Here is a 23,806-nt window from a genome sequence, read left to right as displayed (position 1 = left end):
TAGCCCCTTTTAACCCACCGGCCAGGTTAAAAGGGGCCTTTACGTATTAAGTCATACTTAATTGTGAAATCAGGTACAAAAGCGGAGAGAAAGCGGCGATGATGTGGAGGATTCTCTACTTCCCGATGAATTCCTGCACCCAGTAGTTGCCGTAGCTACCGCCGCGGGCATAACCAACGCCAATGGCCGTAAAACTGGGGTTTAAGATATTGCTGCGGTGGCCGGGGCTACCCATCCAGGCCGCAACCACGGCTTCGGGAGTGCGATAGCCGGCGGCAATGTTTTCCCCGGCGGTACGGTAAGTAATACCGAATTTCTGTAACATGGTAAAGAAAGAACCGTAGGTAGGCGATTCATGGCCGAAGTAATTATTATCCCGCATGTCCTCAGCCTTGAGGCGGGCTACTTTTGCCAGCTGCAGATCTACGGCTAACGGTTTCAGCCCGGCCTTAGCCCGCTCGGCATTGACCAGGTCAACGACCTTCTGCTCAAACTGGCTTAACTGGTAGCTGCCGGTTACCGGCTGGGGTGCAGGTTGAGGTGCGGGCGCTGGTGCCGGTTGGGGTGCCGGCTGCGGTTCGGGAACTGGAGCCGGTGCCGGCTGGGGTTGGGGTGCCGGGGCCGGTTGGGGTTGAGATGCCGGTTGCGGGCGGTAATACCTGATGGATAAATAATTTTGCGGTGAGAAATGGAAAGCATAATAGTTACCATAGTAAGTTGCAGCTTGAACAGGTGTGACCGGTACGATAGCCAGGGTGGTGACAATTAATAATACAGCCAGGGATGCGGCCAGGGTTTTGCATTTAGACCGCAAAACTAACCCCTCCTTTACAAACCTAATTACTTTAACGCCCGGCGGACCAATAAAAAATCCACCCCCCCTCCAACGCCTGCGAGGTTAGCTCGTAAAAGAAATTCGGCGTTTCTGGTGGCCATGACGTTAAAGTAACTAATGGTATTTTACCATATAGGAGCCAAAAAAGTTAACATAAAATTCTTCCAATCTTCGAGGTAAAATATTACAGTGATTTCCGGCAGGGGACAATGAGGCTTATTGCTTAACGGCGGTCTTATATGCTAGAATTTTAACGGCAGTTAGAGGTGAGAGGGGGGTAAAAATGTCCGGACATTCCAAGTGGGCCAATATAAAACATCGTAAGGCCAAGGCCGATGAAAAGCGGGGCCGCCTCTTTACCAAAATAGGGCGGGAGATTATCATCGCCGCCCGGCAGGGAGGCGGTGACCCGGAAGGTAACCCGCGTTTGAAGGCAGCCATCGCCCGGGCCAAGGAAGTCAATATGCCCAATGAGAATATCCAGCGGGCCATTATGCGCGGTACCGGCGAGATTGAAGGCGCAGCCTATGAAGAAATGGTTTATGAAGGCTATGGCCCCGGTGGAGTAGCCATGCTGCTTAATATTGCCACTGACAACCGCAACCGCACGGCTTCCGAAATCCGGTATATCTTTTCCCGCAACGGCGGCAACCTGGGGGAAAGCGGCTGTGTAGCCTGGATGTTTAACCCCAAGGGCGTCATTAGCGTAGAAGTCCCGGTGGGAGAAACCAGGGAAGAATTAATCCTCCAGGCCATTGAGGCCGGGGCTGAAGATGTTGATGATAGTGATGCCGAAGCCCTGGAAATAAAGACGGCTCCCGAGGACCTGGAGAGGGTAAAGAAAGCCCTGCAGGAAGCCGGGGCGGCCATCACCAGCGCCGCAATAGAAATGGTACCCCAGACGACAGTAACCATTGACGACCCGGAAATGGCCGCTAAAATCATGCGCCTGGTGGACCGCCTGGAGGATCACGATGACGTCCAGGCAGTCTATACCAACGCCGACATTCCTGCTGCCATTATGGAGCAAGTGGAGTTATAACCTGGTATAAAACCCCGCCGCGCCGGCAAAGCTAGAAGGTGTGGTAATTCCTGTTATGAGGAGGCGCCACCGTGGGCGACGTTAGCCGGCGCTTTATTTTTATTGGCCTCGTGATTTTTCTCCTTGGAGGGCTGGTGGCTTTCCAGGAGGCCAGGGTCAGTACCGGGCAAAGGCCGGTTATCTTAAGGGTGCCGGGCCTTTTGGAACCACGGGTGCTGGAGGAACCGCGCCTGGAGAGATATTACCGCGACTGCGGTCACAGGGAACCCATTCCTTTGCCGGCAGGGGTCAAGTGGAACTGGGCCGGTAAAGAAGAATTGAGCATCCTTTTCCCGCCGCCCGAGGGCTGGCGCATAACCCGGGAGAGGGAACGCCTGGTTATAACCCAGGAGGTAGATGGTCTTTGCCCTGCCGATGCTCCCAAACGCCACCTGGCCGTCAAGGATGGCCTGGTGGCCATTTACCAGGGCCCGGCCGGCAGCCTGGGGCCACTAATGCGGGTGACGAACCTGAAATTTACTTCCCTGCCGCCTAGCTGGCGGGAAAAAATAGAAAATGGCCAGGCCGAATTTAACTCCGAACAAGAAGTCCTGGAAGCCCTGGACAGCCTGGATGAATTCCGCCCCTAGAGATCAGCGCTGGAAGAGCGCTGATTTTTATTTTGGCTCAAAAAAAGGAAGTACTATCTTTAACGTCGAATAATTGCCAGGGAGGAGTAAAAGGATGTTGATCCTGGGAATCGACCCTGGTACAGCCATTGTCGGCTATGGCCTGGTACAGGCGGCGACTGCGGGGCACCTGCAGGCTTATGCCTATGGCTGCATCCGGACGCCGGCAGGGGAAAAAGCAAGCCTGCGCCTGGCCCTGATTTACGACCAACTGCAGGAGATAATAAAAAAATACCGGCCGGATATTATGGCCATTGAAGAAATCTTTTTTAATAAAAATAGCCGCACGGCCCTGGCGGTAGGCCAGGCCCGGGGGGTGGCGTTGCTCGCGGCGGCTCATGCGGGCCTTCCCGTTGCCGAGTATACGCCCCTGGAAGTTAAACAGGCGGTGGCCGGTTTCGGCCGGGCTCCTAAGGAACAGGTCCAGCGGATGGTTCAGGCCCTGCTGGGGCTTAAAAGTCGACCGGACCCCGATGATGTGGCCGATGCCCTGGCCGTGGCCATTTGCCACGCCAGTTTGGCTCCCTGGCGCCAGCGGGAAGCCGGGGTGTTGCAGCAGTGATTGGTTACTTGCGCGGCCAGTTACGCCAGGTAATGCCGGAAGGTATTTTGGTGGAAACCGGGGGCATCGGCTGGTTCGTCCGTACACCGCCCGCGCAATCCTGGCCGCCCCCGGGGACAGAGGTTGCTGTCTATACCCACCTGGTAGTCAGGGAAGACGCCCTGGAGCTGTACGGCTTTACCCGGCCCGAGGGGCTAAGGTTTTTTACCCTTTTGCTGGGGGTGGCCGGCATTGGACCCCGCGGTGCCCTCCAGATCCTGGCGGCAGCGGCTCCGGAACAGCTGGCGCGGGCTATTGTTGCCGAAGATACTGCCTTCCTGACTGCCCTGCCCGGCATCGGGGCCAAGAAGGCCAGACGCCTGCTCCTGGAATTAAAAGATGCCATTTTAAAATCCGGCCTGGCCGGTGAGACCAGGGCAACGGCCAGGGTGGCCTGGGATGGCGGGGCCGGCGATAATGATGAAGCCCTGGCCGCCCTCCTGGCCCTGGGCTACAGCCGGGATGAGATAAGCCCGGTCCTGGCCAGGGTTAAGGCGGAACTGGGGCCGGAGGCTGATACAGCGGCCGTCCTCCAGGGAGTGTTGAAAACTATTGGCCGGGGAGGTGGGGCTGATTGACGGCAGAGCGTTTGCTGGCCGGGAACCTGCACCGGGAAGACGAAGAGCTGGAAGTGAGCTTGCGCCCGCGCCGCCTGGCCGAATATATCGGCCAGGAGCATGTCAAGGAAACATTGAGCATCTTTATCCAGGCGGCCCGGGAGCGGGGGGAAGCCCTGGATCACGTCCTGCTCTACGGCCCGCCCGGCCTGGGGAAGACCACCCTGGCCGGGATTATTGCCCATGAGCTGGGGGTAAGTTTAAGGGTTACCTCGGGGCCGGCCCTGGAACGAGCCGGAGACCTGGCCGCCATTCTTACCAATTTACAGCCCCGGGACGTCCTCTTTATTGATGAAGTCCACCGCCTGCCCCGCCAGGTGGAGGAGATCCTGTACCCGGCCATGGAAGATTTTGCCCTGGATATTATCCTGGGTAAAGGCCCCGGCGCCCGCTCCATCCGCCTGGATTTACCCCCCTTTACCCTGGTGGGTGCTACCACCAGGGCCGGGTTGTTGTCTTCGCCATTAAGGGATCGCTTTGGCATTAGTTCCCGCCTGGAGTTTTACCGGTTGGAGGAGCTGGAGCAAATTATTCTCCGGGCGGCAACCATCCTGCAGGTAGGTATTGAACCTGAAGGGGCCAGGGAGATTGCCTGCCGCGCCCGGGGAACGCCCCGGGTGGCCAACCGCCTGCTGAAAAGGGTGCGGGATTACGCCGAAGTCCGCGCCGGGGGGATCATTACCAGGGAGGTAGCCAGGGAAGCTTTAGAACTCCTGCAAGTCGACTCCTTAGGCCTGGACAGCTCCGACCGCCGCCTGTTGTTAACCCTCATCAAGAAATTTAACGGTGGCCCGGTGGGCCTGGAAACCCTGGCGGCGGCCATCAGTGAAGAGCCGGATACCATAGAGGATGTCTACGAGCCATTTTTGCTCCAGCACGGCTTTATCCAGCGCACCCCCCGGGGGCGCATGGCCACACCCAGGGCCTACGAGCACCTGGGGATAGCCCGGCTGGACCATTTATTTTGAAAAGAGTACCACAAAGCAAGCGCCAAAAAGCCAGACCAAATACGCTTTTTACGGGGGGACTACCGTGGGCGACTGGAGTTTTTTCGGCAAAATGCTGCTGGGGATGGGGCTACTAATTGCCCTGATGGGTTTAATCCTTCTTGGGATGGGTAAACTCTTTTCCTTCGGGCGCCTGCCGGGGGACATTTACATCCAGAAGGGCAACTTCACCTTCTATTTCCCCTTACTCAGTTCCCTCCTCTTAAGCCTCATCCTGACCATCGTCTTAAACTTAATCTTCCGCCGTTAGCCTCCAGTAGTCGGAAAACGTCAAGGCCTTACGAATACTATGAGAGGTGAGGCTAGAAGTGCCACCGGAAGCAGACCCCAACCAGTTACTGCTTCAGGCGAGGAACGGGGATGCCGGGGCCAGGGAGGAATTAATCCGCCGCTTTACCCCCTTTATCCTGGCCGTCGTTTCCAGGGTAACGGGTCATTTTATCCGCCTGGGGGAAGATGACGAGGCTAGCGTCGGCCTGATGGCCTTTAACGAAGCCATCGATAGTTTCCGCCCGGGCGGTGGCTCCAACTTTTTAACCCTGGCCGAGACCATTATCCGCCGCCGTTTAGTTGACTATTTTCGCCGGGAAGGGCGGCACCGGCGGGTGCTGTCCTTACAGGCCCTGGAGAACGAAACGGCAGCCACCGTCGATCCCCTGGGCGGGGAAGAGATAAATATGGTCAACGAACTGGCCGACCGGCGCCGGGAAATAGAGCGCTACCGGGAAGAACTAGCTAAATTTGGCATAACCTTCAAGGACCTGGTCAAGGCCAGCCCCCAGCACCGGGACGCCCGTGACCGGGCCCTGGCAGCCGCCCGGGTAGTGGCAGCCAACCCCCTCTTCAGCCAGTACCTCCGGGAACGCAAAGCTTTGCCCCTGAAAGCCCTGGTAAAATCCGTGGAAACCAGCCGCAAAACCCTGGAGCGCCACCGCAAATATATTATCGCCGCAGCACTCATGCTGATGGGCGATTATGAATACCTGGCAGACTACATAGGTCAAAGCAAAAGGGGTGGTCAGGATGCTTGACGCTGAGCGGGGGCTGGTGGTGGCCAGGCAGGGAAATGAGGTTATTGTTTTGACCCCTGAGGGGGAGTGGCGCACGCTCCACCTGACCGGGCTGCTGCCAGAAGTAGGGGAAGAGGTTATGTTGCCCCTGGTTAAAAAGAGGCCCCCCTGGCAGGCTATGATGGCAGCAGCGGCAGTAATCTTATTGCTTTTTCTGGTCCTCCCCCTGGCGCGCCGGGCGATGGCGCCGCCAACCCCCGGTCAACCGGCCTTTTATATTAATATCGACATCAATCCCAGCATTGAACTGGCGGTGGATGACCGGGAAAGGGTGCTCAGTGCGCGGGGATTAAATAGCGATGGGGAAAAGTTGCTGGCTGGCGTTGCCCTTAAAGATGAAAAAGCAGCTATCGCTATCCAGGTCCTGACCAGGGAAGCCGTGCGCCAGGGTTACTACCTGCCCGGACGCCAGGGAGCCATGGTGGTAACAGTGATCCCTGCTACCGGTGCCGGCCAGGAAAAACTGGCGGCCGGCGATGAACTGGGCCAGAAGTTAACCCGCGAGGCCCGGAATGTCCTGCAGCAGGCCCGGGTCCAGGCGGTAGTGGAGGCGGCTACCGTCCAGCCGGAAATCCGCCAGCACGCTGAAGCTACCGGCCTGTCGGCGGGGAAATACAGCATCCTCCTGGAAGCCCTGGACGCGGGACTCCCGGTTACGGCGGCTGACCTGCAAAAAGAGAGCCTGGCCAGGGTCCTGGCGAGGTTTGACACTAACTGGGAGCAGTTATTGCAAAAGCTGCAGCAAGATAAAGACCTCTTACAAAAGGAACAGCAACTGGGCGCAACCCTCAAGAGAGCCCTGGGGCAACAGGTTCCCGGTGGTAATAGTTATGGCAACCAGCGTGGCAACGAGCGGGGCCCGCGTGAGAAGGCGGAAAATATTGCCGGTAATCAAGACCGGCCGGGGCAGTCATCTAACCGTAACGAACTTGAGGTTGCCCCGGGTAAGAAAGGGACCAGATTTGAGGTGTTCACTGAGAAGGGGAAGAGCGGTACCCCCGGAATTCCAGGGAAATCTTTACGACCCGACCCTAACCAGGTAGATCGGGTAGATAGCGATAAAGGGGAGAAGAAAATTGGGAAATAAAATCTTCCCGCGAGGACTAGCGGTTGCTCTCCTGGTTGCTTTGTTCCTGGTTTTGGCAACCATACCGGCAGGTGCCGTCTCTAAAGGGGACGCACCAGTAATCCGGGTCTTGCTCGATGGCGAACTGGCGCAGGTGGACTTCCAGGTAGAGCAGGGGAGTTACCAGTTAATTGATGGCTACAGCGGTAAAGAAATCAGCCCGGTAAAGGCGGGAGAAAAGTGGACGGTAAAAAAAACCGGCGTCGATTGGCAATTAATCCGGGAGGGCACGCCGCTGCCGGGTACCTTCGGCGGCCCTATCCAGCTTAAGGCCAGGGACGACGGGGCTTTAAATCTCTTCCGCTACCAGGGGCAGCGTTATCGAGGTAGCTTAAATATTCTCAAGGGGGACAATGGCCTGATGGCCATCAATACCCTGGACCTGGAACAATACCTCTACGGCGTGGTGGGCAGGGAAATGCCGGCCAGTGCCGGCATCGAGGCCCTCAAGGCCCAGGCTGTGATTGCCCGTTCCTATGCCGTCACCAGGTTGAAACCGGCCGCCCTATATGATGTCACCGATGATACCACGACGCAGGTCTATGGCGGTTATGAAGCCGAGGTCAACTACGGTCCTTACCGCGATAAAGTCATTCAAGCCGTTGATGCTACCCGCGGGCAGGTAATCTACTATGACGGCAAGGTTATCGAGGCCTACTTTCATGCCAATGCCGGTGGTTATACCGAGGACAGCGAGAATGTCTGGAGCAATCCCCTGCCCTACCTGCGCGGGGTACCATCGCCGGAGGATGAGTGGGCTTTAAGGTATCCCTACCAGGCGGCCAACGGCTGGCCGGCCAATAATTATTCCTGGACCATAACCCTGACCCGGCAGCAGGTCCAGGAAAAAGTTAATGCCTGGCTGGCCGGGCAGGGCCAGGGGGCAACTGGGGATGTTGTTGACCTGGTTCTTTCCCGCCTGCGCAGGGACGAACAGGAGGAAACGGTTTCCGGCCGGGTCACCAGGATGGACATCCGCACGACCACCGGAACGGCCTCAGCCTTCCGGGACGGCATCCGGGCCGTTTTCGGCCGGGATGTTCTAAAAAGCACTTTATTTAATGTGCAGATGGATTCTACAGTCTACATCGTCGACGGTTCCGGCGGGCAGCGTGCCGTGAATTACGGTGCCGAGCTGGTAGCCCTGGGAGCCGGCGGGGTGATGAATGCCCCCAACGGCGCCGCCGGGGAGTATATGGTAGCCGGCCGGGATGGTACCCGCAGCGTGCCGAAAATGTTCCGCCAGGTGGTCTTCCAGGGCCGGGGCAACGGCCATGGCTTAGGCTTAAGCCAGTGGGGCGCCATGGGGATGGCGGAAAAAGGGTATACTTACCAGCAAATTATTGAACACTATTATAACCAGGACCGCTTTGACGGCCGCTTAAAGATTGCGCCGCTGTAAACATAGCAGTAGGTGAGAGATTGATTTGCGTCTGGAAGAATTCGACTATGATCTTCCCCCGGAATTGATTGCCCAGGCACCGGCGGAGCCGCGGGATGCCTCGCGGCTCCTTGTCCTGCACCGGGATAGGGACTACCTGGAACACCGCCATTTTTATGACTTGCCGGCTTATCTCCGCCCCGGGGATGTCCTGGTTTTAAATGAGACCAGGGTGATACCGGCCCGCCTCTGGGGACGCCGGGCCGGTACGGGAGCCAGGATCGAAGTGCTTTTGCTGACACGACGCGACCGGGATACCTGGGAAGCCCTGGTGCGGCCGGGACGGCGGGTGCCGGTGGGTACGGAGATAATCTTTGGCCAGGGAGAACTGAGGGCCCGGGCCATGGCAACGACCGGCGCCGGGGGGCGGGTACTGCAGTTTTCTTACCGGGAAGGTCCCTTTGAAGCCCTCCTGGACCGCTTGGGGGAGATGCCTCTGCCGCCGTATATTAAAGAAAAGCCGGAGGACCCCGGGCGTTACCAGACGGTTTATGCCCGGGTGGAAGGCTCGGCAGCAGCGCCGACGGCCGGCCTGCACTTTACCCCCCGCCTCCTGGAGCAACTGCGGGAGCAGGGGGTGAAAATAGTCTACCTCCTTCTCCATGTCGGCCTGGGCACTTTCCGCCCCGTTAAGGTGGAAAACATCGAAGAACACCAGATGCATGCCGAATACTACGAAGTGACCCCGGAGGCAGCGGCGGCCATTAATGCCGCCCGCGCCCGGGGAGGACGGGTAGTGGTCGTGGGCACGACGGTAGTCCGCACCCTGGAGACGGTAGCTACGGAAGATGGCCTTATCCAGCCTGGCAGCGGCTGGACGGATATCTTTATTTACCCCGGCTACCGCTTCAAGGCCATTGACTGCCTCATCACCAACTTCCACCTGCCCAGGTCGACCCTCCTCATGCTTGTCAGTGCCTTTGCCGGCCGGGAAAAAATCCTGGCCGCCTACAGGACTGCCGTTGCGGAGGGTTACCGCTTCTTCAGCTTCGGGGATGCGATGCTGATTTTGAAAGATTAATTTTCAGATATTTAATCTGGGAGGAACTAGCTGTTTTGCCTGCCGTAACCTTTACCGTGCTTAAGCGTGACCGGGCCACCGGCGCCCGGCTGGGGCGACTAAAAACGCCCCATGGCACCGTCGAAACGCCGGTCTTTATGCCCGTCGGCACCCAGGCCACCGTTAAAACCATGACGCCGGAAGAAGTGGCCGGAGTGGGAGCCCAAATCATCCTGGCCAATACCTATCACCTTTACCTCCGCCCGGGTGCCGCCATCATCCGGGAAGCCGGGGGCCTGCACAACTTCATGCACTGGGAAAAACCCATTCTCACCGACAGCGGCGGCTTCCAGGTCTTTAGCCTGGCCGATTTGCGGGAAATCAGCGATGCAGGCGTGACTTTTCGCTCCCACCTGGACGGCTCGACCCACTTCATGGGACCGGTGGAGTCTATGGCCGTCCAGGAAGCCCTGGGTGCCGATATTGCTATGGCCTTTGATGAGTGTGTCGCCTACCCGGCCAGCCGGGAAGAAATAGAAGCCGGCGTGGAGCGCACCAGTCGCTGGGCGGAAATTTGCCTGCAGGTCCACCGCCGGGAGGACCAGGCGGTGTTTGGCATTATCCAGGGCGGGGTAATTCCCGAATTGCGCCGCCGCAGCGCCCGGGAAATCACGGCCCTGGACTTTCCCGGTTACGGTATTGGGGGTTTAAGCGTCGGCGAACCCAAGGAATTGATGTACAGCATCCTGGAGGACCTGCAGGGATATCTACCCGAAAACAAGCCCCGGTATCTCATGGGGGTAGGTTCGCCGGACTGCCTGATTGAAGGGGTAAAAAGAGGGGTAGATATGTTTGACTGCGTCCTACCCACCCGCATTGCCCGCAACGGCACGGTAATGACCACTTACGGCAAGCTGGTGGTGCGGAACGCTGATTATGCCCGGGATTTCCGTCCCCTGGATCCGGAGTGCGACTGCTATACCTGCCGCCACTACAGCCGGGCCTACATCCGGCACCTGCTCAAGGCCGATGAAATCCTGGGTCTCAGGCTGACAACCATTCACAATTTATATTTCCTGCTGAAGCTGATGCGCCGTATTCGCCAGGCCATCGCCAGTAATGACCTGGAAGCAATGGCGGCCGACTTTTATACCAAATATAATTCGGGAAAAATCTAAGATGGGCAGGTATTAGCCATACCTGCGTCGAATGTTAAGGAGTTAAAGACCAAATATAAGCAAGGATGGTGGTTGTTTCATGCAGCAATGGGCGGGAACCATTTTTTACATGTTAGTCTTCTTTGGAATACTTTATTTCCTGATGATCCGGCCCCAGCAAAAGCAACAAAAACGGCGCCAGGAGATGTTAAACGGCCTGAAGGTGGATGACCGGGTGGTCCTGGCCGGCGGGTTGCATGGCCGGATAACGAAAATCAAAGATAAAACCTTGATGATCCGCATTGCCGACAGGGTTGAGGTCGAGGTGGACAAGGGCGGGGTGGCCTATGTGCCGGGACAGGAGGAATAATCAGGATTGGCTCCGGTGACCCTGGAAGATGTTAAAAGGGATCCCGAAGTAGACGCGCTGATTGTTAAAGGTAATGAACACCTGGGCGCCATGGGTTTTACCGAACACAGCCACCGCCATTTGAACCTGGTGGCGAAGATCAGCTATAACGTGCTTGAACACCTTGGTTATGACCGGAGGTTGGCCGAACTGGCGGCTATAGCCGGGTACCTGCATGATATCGGCAATGTGATCAGCCGGCAGGATCACGGCCAGACAGGCGCCCTGCTGGCTTACCGCATATTGACCCGCCTGGGCATGCCCACCGCTGAGGTAGCCACCATTGTGGGCGCCATCGGTAACCATGAAGAGGAATATGGCCAGGCCGTCAATACCGTAGGGGCGGCCCTCATCCTGGCGGATAAATCCGATGTCCATCGTTCCCGGGTGCGCAATAATGATATCAGCACCTTTGATATCCACGACCGGGTCAATTACGCCGTCCAGCACTCCTTTTTACGGGTAGATGCATCCAGGCGTACCATTACCCTGGAACTGACCATTGACCTCTCCATCAGTACGCCCATGGAGTATTTTGAGATCTTCCTGACGCGGATGATAATGTGCCGCCGGGCCGCTGCTTTCCTCGACTGCCATTTTGGGCTGGTGGTGAACGAGGCCCGGCTGCTGTAAAGTAGTAAAAACTGGTGGAAGTGGTATTGGCAGCAATTGACGGGTAACTCCGGCTGGAGTTATAATAGGTTGTCCTACAGTCGCATTTTGTCAAGGGAGGCAGGAGAGTTTTGGCAGGGGGAAAAGGAGCAGGCGGCTTCTTTAAGCTCGTCGTTGTTATGATCGCCATCCTGGCGCTAGGCATAGGAGCCTTTCAACCTTTAATGCGGGCCATGAAACTGGGCCTGGACTTGCGCGGCGGTGTTTATATCCTCGCCCAGGCCCAGAGCACACCGGAACACGCGGTGACCAATGAGGACATGGTCGCCCTGGAACGGGTTATGCGCGACCGGGTCGACCAGCTGGGGATAGCTGAACCGGTGATCCAGCGGGAGGGTAGCGACCGTCTGATTATCCAGCTGGCCGGGTATGATAACCCGGAAGAGGCCGTTAAAATGATCGGCAAGACGGCCCAGCTGGAGTTCCGCACCAGTGACGGCCAGGTGGTAGTATCCGGGAAAGATTTGAAGGATGCCAAAGCCGTTATTGACCAGCAGACCAGGGAGCCGGAAATTACCCTGAAATTTAATGCCGAGGGCACCAAAAAGTTTGCCGAAATAACCCAGAAGCTGGTCAGCAGCTACAGCAGGGGCGACCCGAGGCGGCATATAGCCATCTACCTGGACAACCAGCTGCTGACTAACCCCCACGTTGACGAAGCCATTCCCAGCGGCGAGGCGGTCATCAGGGGTGGCTTTGCTTCCTTCCAGGAGGCAGCCAACCTGGCGGCTTTACTGCGCGGCGGTGCCCTGCCGGTACCGGTGCAGATTATTGAGCGCCGGGCCGTGGGTCCAACCCTGGGAGCGGATTCCCTGGCCAAGAGCAAGACGGCTATTATTGCTGGCCTGGTTTTAATTGCCCTGTTTATGCTTGTTGTTTACCGCCTGCCGGGATTAGTAGCCGATTTCTCCTTGATTATTTACGGCCTGATCGTCCTGGGAGTTCTCTGGGCATTAAAGGCTACCCTGACACTGCCGGGTATAGCCGGTCTCTTGCTGTCGGTGGGTATGGCCGTCGACGCCAATGTTATTATCTACGAGCGCCTCAAAGAGGAACTGCGTAATGGTAAGACTTTACGGGCAGCTATTGATGCCGGCTTTAAACAGGCTTTTACCACTATCTTTGACTCCAACGCCACGACGGTGCTGGCAGCTCTGGTCCTTTACTTCCTGGGCAGCGGCACGGTGCGCGGCTTTGCCATTACCCTGTCCCTGGGTATTGCCGCCAGCATGTTTACAGCCATCACCCTGACGCGTTTCCTCTTGCACCTGGTGATTGGCGTCCCGGCCTTCCACAAACTGTGGCTCTACGGGGTTAAAGAAGAGCAAATTCCGGTAGCAGCGAGGGGTGAGATTTAATGAACTTTAATTTTGACTTTGTCGGCAGGCGCAAGTGGTGGTATGCCCTTTCGCTGCTAATAATTATTCCGGGACTAATCGCCATGGCCCTGCACCGGCCGGTACTTAATTTTGGCATTGATTTCACCGGCGGGAACATTATTCAGGTCCAGTTCCAGCAACCGGTTACTGCCGGCCAGGTCCGGGAGGTTCTCGGCGGTCTCGACCTGGGTAACAGCTCCATCCAGGCAGCGGGCAATAATGAGTTTCTGATCCGGACAACAGAACTCAATGAAGAGCAAACCGACCAGGTTATTGGTGCCTTGCGCGATAAACTGGGGCAACTGGATTTAAAGCGTAACGAAAAGGTTGGCGCCACCATTGGCCGGGAATTAACCATTAAAGGTATCGAAGCCATGGCCATTGCCTGGGTGTTGATGATCATCTATATCACTATCCGTTTTGAATTTTTATCCGGGCTGGCGGCCATCCTGGCCCTGATTCACGATGTCCTGGTGACGATAGGTTTCTTTGCTATCTTCCGCTGGGAAGTGGACAGTACCTTTGTGGCGGCCATCCTGACCATTATCGGTTATTCTATAAACGACACCATTGTCATTTTTGACCGCATCCGGGAAAACTTGCGGCTGCGCAAGAAGGAAACTATAGAGGAACTGGTCAATCGCAGTATTAACCAGAGCTTAACCAGGTCGATAAATACCGTTCTGACGGTCATCATCGCCCTGCTGGCGTTGATGCTCCTGGGCGGTGAGACCACCAGGACCTTTGCCCTGGCTATGCTCATTGGTACTATCAGCGGTGCTTATTCATCAATCTTTACCGCCAGCCCCTTGTGGATCGATTTTCGTAACCTTAGCCGGGAACACCACCGGCAGGCGGCGGCGACCAAGGCTGCGACCAAGGCCAAGACGCGCAAGGTAACCTCCAATTAGTGTTAACGGTTATAAGCAGGAGTTCAAATAGATAGCCTGCCCGGTAATGTGACAGGCTATCTATTATTTTTATCAACTTCGAGGCAATCAGCCTGACGCCGGGCAGTATAGCTAACCGCAGCGGGGGTATGCTAAACGTAAAAAATAGGCCTGCAGGTATGCTTAACAATGGATATCCGTTTAGCTATTCCCTTCCTGGGCGGTTTAACCTTTACCCTGGCCCTGGCGATAGGGATGGTCCGGCCCTGGCGGGGGTTATTGCTCCTCTGGGCTGTAGGGGTAATTTTTGGCGCCACCGGCCTGGTCCCGGGGCTGGCGGCCCCTTATGTCGCCCTGGCTACGGTCGTGGGAGCTGCTGCTCTGATGGCAGCAGAAGGAATTGCCCGGCGCTGGTACCAGGGGCATAAAGAAGCAGTCCTGGCTGGAAAACAGTTGCTAGCAGGTAGTTTGACGGCCCTGCTCCTGGCCGGGATCTTTCTCGGTACTCTGTGGGGATTGATCCTGGCCGGGGGTACCGGCAGCCTGGGAGCGGCTTTTTTCGCGCGACGGTATTCACTATCTGAATTAGTCGTGGGATTGTTTTTACCCTGCTTACGGCTGGGTGCTTTATTTTTACCGGCTGTGCTGCTGGGCGGGCGCTTGCTTGGACTTTTTTAGCGCCGGTAGCTTGCAGAAGGCCGGCCGGCGTTGTACAATGAATAAAAGGCCTGGTGCCAGGGACTTCATCGCTCCCGGATGAAGTCCAATTTTTTACTTTTATAAGGATGCAGGAGGCCTAAAGAATGGATTTGCGGACCAGAGCTGCCAGGGTATCTATCTTTTCCAACATCATCCTGGTACTGGGCAAACTGGGGGCCGGTTACTGGATGCATTCGGTCAGCGTTATGTCGGAAGCTATCCACTCTGGCCTGGACCTGGTGGCGGCAGCCATAGCCTATTTTTCCGTCCGGGAAGCCAGCAAGCCGGCCGATGCCGAGCACCGCTACGGCCATGGTAAAATTGAAAACATTTCGGGTACCATTGAAGCCCTGCTGATTTTCCTGGCAGCCCTCTGGATTATCTATGAAGCTCTCAAAAGGCTCTTTGGCGGTGGCCATGCCATTAATGAACCCCTGACCGGCATAGCCGTCATGGGCGGGGCCGGCCTGGTCAACTACCTGGTTTCCCGCTATCTCTTCCGGGTAGCGAAAGATACGGATTCCATCGCCCTGGAGGCCGACGCCTGGCACCTACGTACCGATGTTTATACTTCCGCCGGGGTAATGCTGGGCCTGGCAGCCCTTTATTTTACCGGTTTCCAATGGCTGGACCCCCTGGTGGCCCTGGTGGTGGCCGCCATGATCATCAAGGCAGCCTACCATTTAACCCGGGAGGCCATGCTGCCCCTGATGGATGTCAGCCTGCCGGCTGAAGAAGAACAGGTAATTAAAGAAATCATCGCCCGGCACGCCGATGAATATGTTGAATTTCATAAATTACGCACCCGCAAGGCCGGCCGGGACCGCCAGGTAGACCTGCACCTGGTGGTGCCGCGTTACAAGCATATCGATTATGTCCATGACCTCTGCGAGCATATCGGCGATGAGATAAGAGCAGCTCTGCCTTACACCGATGTTTTAATCCATGCCGAACCCTGTTCATCACCGCTGGATTGCCGGGTGTGCACCACCTGCCCGGAGAAGGAAAATCGTTCCTCGAAGTCGAATTGAATAGACGCGAACAGCGTCTATTTTTCGGGGGTGGACCGCGATGCAGATTTTTTCCCTCCTGGCCATTTTTTTTGCCCTGCTGGTGGCTATCTTTGCCGTCCAGAATGCAGGCCCGGTAGAAATTAATTTTTTATCCTGGCAATTTAGCAATATTTCCCTGGTCCTGGTTATCCTGGGGTCGGCAGCCTTCGGTGCCCTGGTGGTATTTTTGCTGGGCGCCGTCAGGCAGGTACGCCAGGCACGGGAAATAAGAGAATTAAAAAGCCAGCTTAAAAGATTGCAGGAAACCATAGCCCACCGCGAGCAAGCGGCAGCGGGAGCGGGAGCAGGGGCAGGCCGGCTGGAAAGGGAGCAGGAAGCTTGACAGGAACCCAGTGGGCCATACCTCCAGTTAACCTGCCGGAGAGGCTGGCCCTGGCCCGGGAGTTACATATCTCCCCTGTGACGGCGCAAATTCTCCTCAACCGGGGCATAACTACGGCGGCAGCGGCCAGGGCCTTTTTCCAGCCGGACCCGGCCAATCTCATCCCGCCGGAGAAAATTCCCGGCCTGCCGGCGGCCCGGGATCGCCTGGTCCAGGCCATAGAAAAGCGGGAAAAAATCATGGTCCATGGTGACTATGATGTTGACGGCCTGGCGGCCACGGCCATTATGCTGGAAACCCTGGCGCGCCTGGGGGTCGAGGCGGAAGTTTACCTGCCCGACCGCCTGGCCGAGGGCTACGGTTTAAAAAAGAAGGGCCTCATGAAAGCGTTAGAGTTAGATTGCCGCCTGGTGGTAACGGTGGACTGCGGCATTACTTCCCTGGCGGAAGCTATCTTCGTTAGGCAGCAGGGGCTGGACTTGATTATTACCGACCACCACCGGCCCGGGACGGAATTGCCGCAAGCCAGGGCCGTAGTTAACCCCCTGCTGGCACCGGACCTGCCTCCCCTCTGCGGCGCCGGGGTGGCCTTTAAACTGGCCCAGTCCCTGGCGAATTACTTTGGCCTCGCGCCGCAAGGGGAAGTGGCCGCCGGCTGGGCCCTGGACCTGGTAGCCCTGGCAACCATCGCCGACGCCGTACCCCTCCTGGGAGAAAACCGCCTCCTGGTCCAGCTGGGTTTAAAAGCCCTGGCCGGAGGCGCGCGGCCCGGCCTGAAGGCCCTGGGAGAGGTGGCAGGCCTGCCGGCCAGGGAGTGGACGGCCCGGGAAGTGGCCTTCGGCCTTGTTCCCCGCTTGAATGCCTGCGGCCGCCTGGGAAGTGCCATGCCGGCCCTGGAAATTTTACTTACTTCTTCTCCCCAGCGAGCCCTGGAGCTGGCCCAGCACCTGCAGAAGGAAAACCAGGCCCGCAGGCTCCTGGAGGAGAGCATTGCCGTCGAGGCCGAAACCATGACCGCGCAAGCTTACGCGGCAGGCGACCAGGGCCTGGTCCTGGCGGCTGAGGGCTGGCACCCGGGGGTAACTGGCATTGTTGCCGCCCGCCTGGTAGAAAAATTTAACTGCCCGGTTGTTTTAATTGCCCTGGCGGGGGATAGAGGGCGGGGTTCGGCGCGCAGCCTCCCGGGTATCAATCTCCATGAAATCCTTACCAGGTGCCGTTCTCACCTCCTGGCCTTTGGCGGCCATGCCCAGGCAGCGGGGCTGGAGATCGCTGCTAAAGAAATCCCGGCCTTCCAGGCCGCTTTTAATGAAGCTGTGAGGTCACTGATGACTGAGGTGCAACCGGCTCCGGCAATAGCACCTGAGGCGGAAGTCCTTTTCAGCCAGCTGGACTGGGAGCTACTGGCGGAGCTGGAGGGCCTGGCTCCCTATGGCGAGGGCAATCCCCGCCCCCTCCTGGTCTACCGCAACGCCCGCTTAAAGGCAGCCCGCCAGGTCGGCAGCAATGGTGCCCATTTAAAGTTGACGGTAGGCGGGGAAGGCAGGCAAGTGGAGGCCATTGGCTTTAACCTGCAATTACCGCCGGGCCTGTCTCCCGGTGACCTGGTGGATCTGGCCTTTTACCTGGAGCGGGACAACTACCAGGGACGGGAGGAGCTCCAGCTTTCGCTGGCAGCCCTCCGGCCGGCCGGCAGGATACCAGCACTGCCGGTTGTAAGTAAGGAACTGGTGGCGGCAACCAGCCAGGCAGGTGCCAATCCCACCTGGTGCCGGCAATTGCAGGCAGTCTTAAACGGCAACCGGCCTGTCACGGGGCTTTTATTCGCCACCAGCCTGGCTATCCGCCAGTGCTATTACGGTTTAAAGCGATGTTTAAAGAATCCAGTATCCTTACGCCCCCTGGGCCCCTGGCTGGGACAGGCGGGTTTTAACAGGATTTTAAGCCAGGGAAGGGGGATCATTACCTGTCACCCCTTCTGGCCGGCAGGTACAGAAGCCCGGCAAGACTCCTTCCTGATATCTGCCCTGGTTACTGGTGAACAGGAGGCAGGGTACGTGTTACGGCCTGCCGGTGATCCGGCAACCTGGCAGGTATTCCCGGAACTGCTGCCCCTCCTGGCAGACCTGCTGGCCAGGGGACAAAACGTCCTCCTTTATGAAAGGGACGCTACGCAGATGCTGCAACTGGCAGCCCGGTTGCGGCAGGAGTTGCCGGGGGTGCGGCTGGCCGTAGATACTTTTCTTGATCCCCGGCACCTCTGGCTCGCCCGGGAAGGGGCTTTGAGCGGCCGGCTGCCGCTGCTGGTAGCCAGCCGGCAGATGCCGGCGTGGTTTTACCCGGCAGGCGCCGTAATCTTTAATTACTCTCCCGGCAGCCAGGAAGAAATAGAACTGGCCCTGCCGGCGGCTGAACAGGTACCGGAAGTGTATATCAACATCCGGGAAGGGGACAGGCAGCCGGAAAATCTTCGCCAGGAACTGGCGGCATTTTACCGCCAGTTGCAAAAGGGGACTAACAACGGCAGTGGCCTTTACATAATTAATAATAAAGGTTATCATCAACGATGGTACCTGGCGATTTTTGAGGAACTGGGGCTCATCCGCGTCGAAAACCAGGGCCAGGAACTGGCTGTCCATCTCCAGGAGGTAGCTGCCAGGAGCAATTTAATGGCTTCCCGGCGTTACCGCCAGCTCTTAGCTGAAACGGAAATGGCCCGGAAATTTTACCGGCAAATAACAGGCGGGAGGTGATGTCCTGTGGACCTGAAGGAACTGGAGCAACAGGTTAAAAGTTACCAGCCGGGAACGGACCTGAAGCTCCTGGAGGACGCTTATCAGTTTGCCGCTGCCGCCCACCAGGGACAGAAGCGGCGCTCCGGGGAAGATTATATTACCCACCCCTTAAATGTGGCCGCCATCCTGGCGGAATTGCAGCTGGATGTCGTGACTATAGCAGCAGCCCTGCTCCATGACGTGGTGGAAGATACGCCCATCAGCCTGGATACCATCAAGGAAATCTTTGGCGATGAAGTGGCCCTTCTGGTCGACGGCGTCACCAAGCTCAGCCGCCTGGAATACAAGACCAAGGAAGAACAGCAGGCGGAGACTTTGCGCAAGATGTTCCTGGCCATGGCCCAGGATATCCGGGTCATCCTGATCAAGCTGGCCGACCGCCTGCATAACATGCGCACCTTGAAACACCACCCGCCGGAAAAGCAGCAGGAGATTGCCCGGGAGACCCTGGAAATCTTCGCTCCCCTGGCCCACCGCCTGGGTATTTTCCGCCTGAAGTGGGAGCTGGAGGACCAGTCCCTGCGCTATCTCGAGCCTGAACGCTATTATGAGCTGGTCAACAGCATCAACATGAAGCGCCGGGAACGGGAAGAATATATCCAGCAAGTGGTTAAGATCCTGGGGGAGAAATTAGCCGAAGGTGGTATTAAAGCCGACATCCAGGGGCGGCCCAAGCATTTTTACAGCATTTATAATAAAATGGTCAAGCAGGGCAAGGAGTTAAGCGAAATATATGACCTCATCGCCGTCCGGGTGATTGTTGATACCGTAAAGGATTGTTATGCCGTCCTGGGGCTGGTCCATGCCCTCTGGAAGCCCATCCCCGGGCGCTTTAAGGATTACATTGCCATGCCTAAGCCCAATATGTACCAGTCCCTGCATACCACCGTTATCGGGCCTAACGGTGATCCCTTTGAGATCCAGATCCGCACCTGGGAAATGCACCGCACGGCCGAATATGGTATTGCCGCCCACTGGCGCTATAAAGAAGACGGCGGTAACTCGGACCCGGACTTTGAGCAAAAATTGACCTGGCTGCGGCAGCTCCTGGACTGGCAGCGAGAGCTGCGCGATCCGCGGGAGTTCATGGAATCCCTGAAGATCGATCTCTTTTCCGATCGCGTCTACGTCTTTACCCCCAGGGGGGATGTGGTGGAACTGCCGGCCGGTTCGGTGCCCATAGACTTCGCCTACCGGGTGCATACCGATGTGGGCCACCGCTGTACCGGGGCCCGGGTTAACGGCCGCATTGTACCCCTGGATTATAAGTTAAAAACAGGGGATATTGTTGAAGTTTTAACCACCAAGGGCAGCCGCCCCAGCCGGGACTGGCTGCACATCGTCAAGACTTCCCAGGCCAAAAACCGCATCCGCCAGTGGTTTAGAAAGGAAGAGCGGGAGAAAAACCTGGCCAGGGGCCGGGAACTGCTGGAAAAGGAATGCCAGAAGCAGGGCTTTGACCCGGAAGAAATTCTAAAACTCGCTTTGCTCCAGGAAGCGGCCCGGAAATTCAATGTGGCCACCAGCGAAGACCTGTATGTCATGGTGGGCGATGGCGTCCTTACCCCCTATCAGGTACTCGGCCGTCTGAAGGGGGAAGAAGAAGTACCGCCGCCTGCGGAGGTTGCTAAAACAACAGTTAAGCCCTGGAGCGGCTACGGCAAACCTTCCCATGGCATCCGGGTCAAGGGGATGGATAACCTGGACATCCGCCTGGCCCACTGCTGCAATCCCCTGCCCGGGGATGCCATCCTGGGTTATATAACCAGGGGAAGGGGGGTCAGCGTCCACCGGGCCGACTGCCCCAATATCAACCACCACCGGGAAACGGAAAGGGAGCGGATTATTGAGGTGGCCTGGGACGGTACCGCTGACGCCACCTACCAGGTGCATATTGAGGCCCTGGCCCTGGACCGGCCCAACCTGGCCATGGATATTATGGCCGCAGTGGCAGATACCAAAACTATTATTAACTCTGTCCACGCCCGGGCCACCAGGAATGACCAGGCCCTGGTGGACTTAAAGATTGAAATCAGGAGCCTGGAGCACCTGAACTATATTATGGATAAAATCCGCCGTATCCGCGATGTGATGGAGGTCAAAAGGGTGGTTCCCGGTTAAGATGACCACGGGCTTTGTTTTCGTGGTTTTTTGTGTTAAACTGGAAGGCAGGTGACAGGTATAAGAGCGGTCGTGCAACGGGTTAAAAGGGCGCGGGTGACGGTCGAGGGGCAGGAAGTAGGCGCCATTGGCCCCGGGCTGGTGGTTTTCCTTGGGGTAGGCCAGGGAGATAATGGTGATGATGTCGCCTACCTGGCCGACAAGGTAGCCAACTTGCGGATTTTTGCTGATAATGAAGGTAAAATGAACTTATCGGTCCGGGAGGTAGGCGGCGAGGTCCTGGCCGTTTCCCAGTTTACCCTCTATGGCGACTGCCGCAAAGGGCGGCGGCCCAGTTTTACCGCTGCGGCGCCACCGGAATTAGCCGGGGAGCTGTACCGGCAATTTATTGCCTCCCTGGCGGCATACGGGATCAGGGTAGCGACGGGCCAGTTCCAGGCCGACATGCTGGTAGCCCTGGAAAACGATGGCCCGGTAACCATGCTCCTGGACAGCGAGAGGTTATTTTAGTAGTAGTGGGAAGTTAGCGGTGCAGAAACTGGCTCCAACAGTTTCCGAATAGAGCTTGCGGTCCCAGCTGCTTATTTGCTGGAAATGCAGGCACATGTCTGTTTTAAACAGGTATCAAACTGGTTTTCAGGGGGAAGGTGGACTAATGTTTCTCAAAACCATGGTTGTGGGTCCCATTGGCACCAATTGCTACCTGGTCGGTTGCCAGGAAACTAAAGAAGGGGCCGTCATTGACCCCGGTGCCGAAGGAGAGCGGATTCTTGCAGCAGCCCGGGAAGCGGGCTTAAAAATCCGCTATATCATCAATACCCACGGCCATATCGACCATATTGGGGCCAACGGGGCTATAAAGAACGCCACTGGCGCCGCCATCCTCATCCACAGGGACGATGCCCCCTTCCTTACGGAGCCCGGGCGCAATCTTTCCGTGCTAATGGGCACCAGGGTAAGCAGCCCCGGGGCCGACCGCCTCTTGCAGGAGGGCGACACCATCACCGTTGGCCGGACCATTACCCTGACGGTTATCCATACCCCCGGCCATACCCCGGGTGGGATTTGTTTGCAGGGCGAGGGTTTAATCTTTACCGGCGATACCCTCTTCGCCGGTTCCATTGGCCGTACCGATTTTCCCGGCGGTTCTTTTAATCAGTTGCTTAATTCCATTAAAGAAAAGCTCTTTGTCCTGGATGACGAGCTGGAAATTTATCCCGGCCACGGCCCGGCTTCTACCATTGGTGCCGAGCGGGCCGATAATCCCTTTTTTACTTAAGGGAGGCCTGAGATGCTAACCAGTCGACCACGGGGTACGGAAGACATCCTCCCGGAGGAGGTGGGCCGCTGGTACTTACTGGAGGCCACTGCCAGGGAGGTCAGCCGGCTGTACGGCTACCGGGAAATCCGGACGCCTGTTTTTGAGCATACCGAGCTTTTTAACCGCGGCGTCGGGGATACCACCGATATTGTGGAGAAGGAAATGTATACCTTTACCGATCGCGGCGGGCGCAGCGTGACTTTGCGGCCGGAAGGCACGGCGCCGGTAGTGCGGGCCTTCCTGGAGCACCACCTGGAGGCCGGGGGACTGCCGGTAAAGCTTTTTTACCTGGGTCCCATGTTCCGTTACGGCCGCCCCCAGGCTGGCCGGCTGCGCCAGTTCCACCAGTTTGGGGTAGAAGCCTTTGGTTCCCGTGACCCGGCCCTGGATGCCGAGGTTATCGCCCTGGCCATGGATTTTTATAATCGCCTAGCGCTGAAGGACCTGGAACTGCATTTAAACAGCGTCGGCTGCCCGGCCTGCCGGCCCCGGCACCGGGAGAAACTGCAGGATTACCTGCGGCCGCACCTAACCGATCTATGCCCCACCTGCCAGGGCCGTTTTGAGCGTAATCCTTTACGCATCTTTGACTGCAAGAGCCCGGCCTGCCAGGAGATAGTGGCCGGGGCGCCGACGCTAGCCGCTTCCCTCTGCCCGGACTGCGGTGAGCATTTCGAGCGCGTCCAGGAGTACCTGCAAGAACTGGGGATTGACTTTATCCTGGACGAGCACCTGGTACGCGGCCTGGATTACTACACCAACACAGCCTTTGAGATAATGGTCAAAGGCATCGGCGCCCAGAGTTCCATTGGCGGCGGCGGTCGTTATGACGGCCTGGTGGAGGCCCTGGGGGGTAAACCGGTGCCGGGTATTGGCTTCGGCCTGGGCCTGGAGCGGGTCTTGCTCGCCCTGGAAGCCCAGGGCCGGGATTTAACGCCGGATAGAGGGATAGATGTCCTGGTAGTCACGGCCGGCGCCGGGGTAGAAAGGGCTGCCGTACACCTGCTGGCCGGTTTAAGGGCGGGAGGCTTAATGGCTGATAAAGACTACCTGGGCCGCAGCCTCAAGGCCCAGATGAAGTATGCCAACCGCTATCCGGCCAGACTGGCCGTAATCCTCGGGGAGGAAGAACTCTCCCGGGGGCAGGTCCTGGTCCGCTGCCTGGATACCGGGGCCCAGGAAGAAGTACCTTTAGAGGCAGCAGTGGAGTATTGCCGCCGGGTGAAGGGAACCTGTGGTGGCTAAATTGAGTGGGAAGTTAGGGTAAGAGTCCCGTATGGGGACAGTGGCCCCTGGCTTTTGTATGGCGAGAGCGACCTGGCCCGGGCGGCTGAGCGGCCGAAGTTGCGCCGAAGAGCGAGGGCGGCCGGGAACGGGAGGTCCGAGGCCGGATTCTCAAGGCAAGGATGCCGAATAGGCGGGGACCCCGATCTTTCCGCCTCACGGCTGAGCCTTAGGCCGCTCCGAGAGGGCCAGGGAGCGAGCAAAAACAAAGCCAGGTGAAATACCGGCATTTTAGAGGAGCCCCCCATGGGGGCTGGCGCCCCCTCCACGACACATG

24 protein-coding genes are annotated in these 23,806 nt (G+C 57.6%); 23 read left to right on the top strand and 1 reads right to left on the bottom strand.

The window, feature by feature from the left end; all coding sequences use genetic code 11:
* Positions 1 to 115: 115 nt before the first annotated feature.
* On the bottom strand, positions 116 to 814 hold the full coding sequence (locus MGLY_RS18645) for a CAP domain-containing protein (RefSeq protein ID WP_156271255.1): 699 nt from the start codon (positions 812 to 814) through the stop codon (positions 116 to 118).
* 304 nt (positions 815 to 1,118) lie between these two features.
* On the opposite strand from MGLY_RS18645, the gene MGLY_RS00495 reads away from it, so the two are divergent.
* The 23 genes from MGLY_RS00495 (at position 1,119) to hisS (ending at position 23,490) form a co-directional block, all read left to right on the top strand.
* On the top strand, positions 1,119 to 1,877 hold the full coding sequence (locus MGLY_RS00495) for a YebC/PmpR family DNA-binding transcriptional regulator (protein ID WP_156271254.1): 759 nt from the start codon (positions 1,119 to 1,121) through the stop codon (positions 1,875 to 1,877).
* Positions 1,878 to 1,948: 71 nt separating this feature from the next.
* Complete coding sequence (locus MGLY_RS00490) at positions 1,949 to 2,506, top strand: hypothetical protein (RefSeq protein ID WP_156271253.1); 558 nt, start codon at positions 1,949 to 1,951, stop codon at positions 2,504 to 2,506.
* 94 nt (positions 2,507 to 2,600) lie between these two features.
* A complete protein-coding gene (gene ruvC, locus MGLY_RS00485; RefSeq protein ID WP_156271252.1) occupies positions 2,601 to 3,107 on the top strand; it encodes a crossover junction endodeoxyribonuclease RuvC in 507 nt (168 codons plus the stop codon).
* Complete coding sequence (gene ruvA, locus MGLY_RS00480; protein WP_156271251.1) at positions 3,104 to 3,724, top strand: Holliday junction branch migration protein RuvA; 621 nt, start codon at positions 3,104 to 3,106, stop codon at positions 3,722 to 3,724. The genes ruvC and ruvA overlap by 4 nt, the downstream gene beginning before the upstream one ends.
* Entirely contained in the window at positions 3,721 to 4,731 is a 1,011-nt protein-coding gene (gene ruvB / locus MGLY_RS00475; protein ID WP_156271250.1) for a Holliday junction branch migration DNA helicase RuvB, read from the top strand. The genes ruvA and ruvB overlap by 4 nt, the downstream gene beginning before the upstream one ends.
* 64 nt (positions 4,732 to 4,795) lie before the next feature.
* Positions 4,796 to 5,020, top strand: coding sequence for a DUF2905 domain-containing protein (locus tag MGLY_RS00470; RefSeq protein WP_054935458.1), 225 nt, complete (start codon positions 4,796 to 4,798; stop codon positions 5,018 to 5,020).
* Positions 5,021 to 5,078: 58 nt separating this feature from the next.
* On the top strand, positions 5,079 to 5,801 hold the full coding sequence (gene sigI / locus MGLY_RS00465) for an RNA polymerase sigma factor SigI (protein WP_156271249.1): 723 nt from the start codon (positions 5,079 to 5,081) through the stop codon (positions 5,799 to 5,801).
* A complete protein-coding gene (locus MGLY_RS00460) occupies positions 5,794 to 6,927 on the top strand; it encodes an anti-sigma factor domain-containing protein (RefSeq protein ID WP_156271248.1) in 1,134 nt (377 codons plus the stop codon). Before sigI ends, MGLY_RS00460 begins: the two co-directional genes overlap by 8 nt.
* Positions 6,917 to 8,368, top strand: a complete 1,452-nt coding sequence (locus MGLY_RS00455) for a SpoIID/LytB domain-containing protein (RefSeq protein WP_156271247.1) — start codon at positions 6,917 to 6,919, stop codon at positions 8,366 to 8,368. Before MGLY_RS00460 ends, MGLY_RS00455 begins: the two co-directional genes overlap by 11 nt.
* 25 nt (positions 8,369 to 8,393) lie before the next feature.
* Entirely contained in the window at positions 8,394 to 9,428 is a 1,035-nt protein-coding gene (gene queA, locus MGLY_RS00450) for a tRNA preQ1(34) S-adenosylmethionine ribosyltransferase-isomerase QueA (protein ID WP_156271246.1), read from the top strand.
* Positions 9,429 to 9,463: 35 nt separating this feature from the next.
* Positions 9,464 to 10,585, top strand: a complete 1,122-nt coding sequence (gene tgt, locus MGLY_RS00445) for a tRNA guanosine(34) transglycosylase Tgt (protein WP_156271245.1) — start codon at positions 9,464 to 9,466, stop codon at positions 10,583 to 10,585.
* Positions 10,586 to 10,664: 79 nt separating this feature from the next.
* Positions 10,665 to 10,934, top strand: a complete 270-nt coding sequence (gene yajC, locus MGLY_RS00440) for a preprotein translocase subunit YajC (protein WP_156271244.1) — start codon at positions 10,665 to 10,667, stop codon at positions 10,932 to 10,934.
* Between the two features lie 6 nt (positions 10,935 to 10,940).
* Entirely contained in the window at positions 10,941 to 11,606 is a 666-nt protein-coding gene (locus MGLY_RS00435; protein ID WP_156271243.1) for an HD domain-containing protein, read from the top strand.
* Between the two features lie 110 nt (positions 11,607 to 11,716).
* Positions 11,717 to 13,003 (top strand): protein translocase subunit SecD, encoded by a 1,287-nt coding sequence (gene secD, locus MGLY_RS00430; protein ID WP_246187385.1) that lies wholly within the window; start codon positions 11,717 to 11,719, stop codon positions 13,001 to 13,003.
* Positions 13,003 to 13,935: a protein translocase subunit SecF gene (gene secF, locus MGLY_RS00425; RefSeq protein WP_156271242.1), complete on the top strand. Its 933-nt coding sequence runs from the start codon at positions 13,003 to 13,005 to the stop codon at positions 13,933 to 13,935. Before secD ends, secF begins: the two co-directional genes overlap by 1 nt.
* 168 nt (positions 13,936 to 14,103) lie before the next feature.
* A complete protein-coding gene (locus MGLY_RS00420; protein ID WP_156271241.1) occupies positions 14,104 to 14,592 on the top strand; it encodes a hypothetical protein in 489 nt (162 codons plus the stop codon).
* A gap of 125 nt (positions 14,593 to 14,717) precedes the next feature.
* Positions 14,718 to 15,644 carry a cation diffusion facilitator family transporter gene (locus MGLY_RS00415; RefSeq protein WP_156271240.1) on the top strand — a complete coding sequence of 309 codons (927 nt, stop codon included), beginning with the start codon at positions 14,718 to 14,720 and terminating at the stop codon, positions 15,642 to 15,644.
* A gap of 40 nt (positions 15,645 to 15,684) precedes the next feature.
* Positions 15,685 to 16,008: a LapA family protein gene (locus MGLY_RS00410; protein ID WP_156271239.1), complete on the top strand. Its 324-nt coding sequence runs from the start codon at positions 15,685 to 15,687 to the stop codon at positions 16,006 to 16,008.
* A complete protein-coding gene (gene recJ / locus MGLY_RS00405; RefSeq protein WP_170290853.1) occupies positions 16,005 to 18,761 on the top strand; it encodes a single-stranded-DNA-specific exonuclease RecJ in 2,757 nt (918 codons plus the stop codon). The genes MGLY_RS00410 and recJ overlap by 4 nt, the downstream gene beginning before the upstream one ends.
* Positions 18,762 to 18,767: 6 nt before the next feature.
* On the top strand, positions 18,768 to 20,924 hold the full coding sequence (locus tag MGLY_RS00400) for a RelA/SpoT family protein (protein ID WP_156271238.1): 2,157 nt from the start codon (positions 18,768 to 18,770) through the stop codon (positions 20,922 to 20,924).
* 60 nt (positions 20,925 to 20,984) lie between these two features.
* Entirely contained in the window at positions 20,985 to 21,434 is a 450-nt protein-coding gene (gene dtd, locus MGLY_RS00395; protein ID WP_156276058.1) for a D-aminoacyl-tRNA deacylase, read from the top strand.
* A gap of 145 nt (positions 21,435 to 21,579) precedes the next feature.
* On the top strand, positions 21,580 to 22,203 hold the full coding sequence (locus MGLY_RS00390) for an MBL fold metallo-hydrolase (RefSeq protein WP_156271237.1): 624 nt from the start codon (positions 21,580 to 21,582) through the stop codon (positions 22,201 to 22,203).
* A 12-nt stretch (positions 22,204 to 22,215) separates the two neighbouring features.
* Positions 22,216 to 23,490 carry a histidine--tRNA ligase gene (gene hisS / locus MGLY_RS00385; protein ID WP_156271236.1) on the top strand — a complete coding sequence of 425 codons (1,275 nt, stop codon included), beginning with the start codon at positions 22,216 to 22,218 and terminating at the stop codon, positions 23,488 to 23,490.
* Positions 23,491 to 23,806 lie beyond the last annotated feature (316 nt).

The organism is Moorella glycerini, assembly GCF_009735625.1.
GTDB classification, from domain to species: Bacteria; Bacillota; DSM-521; order Neomoorellales; family Neomoorellaceae; genus Neomoorella; species Neomoorella glycerini.
Note: the sequence above shows the minus strand (reverse complement) of the source record. Positions and strands in the feature narration are given on the sequence as shown.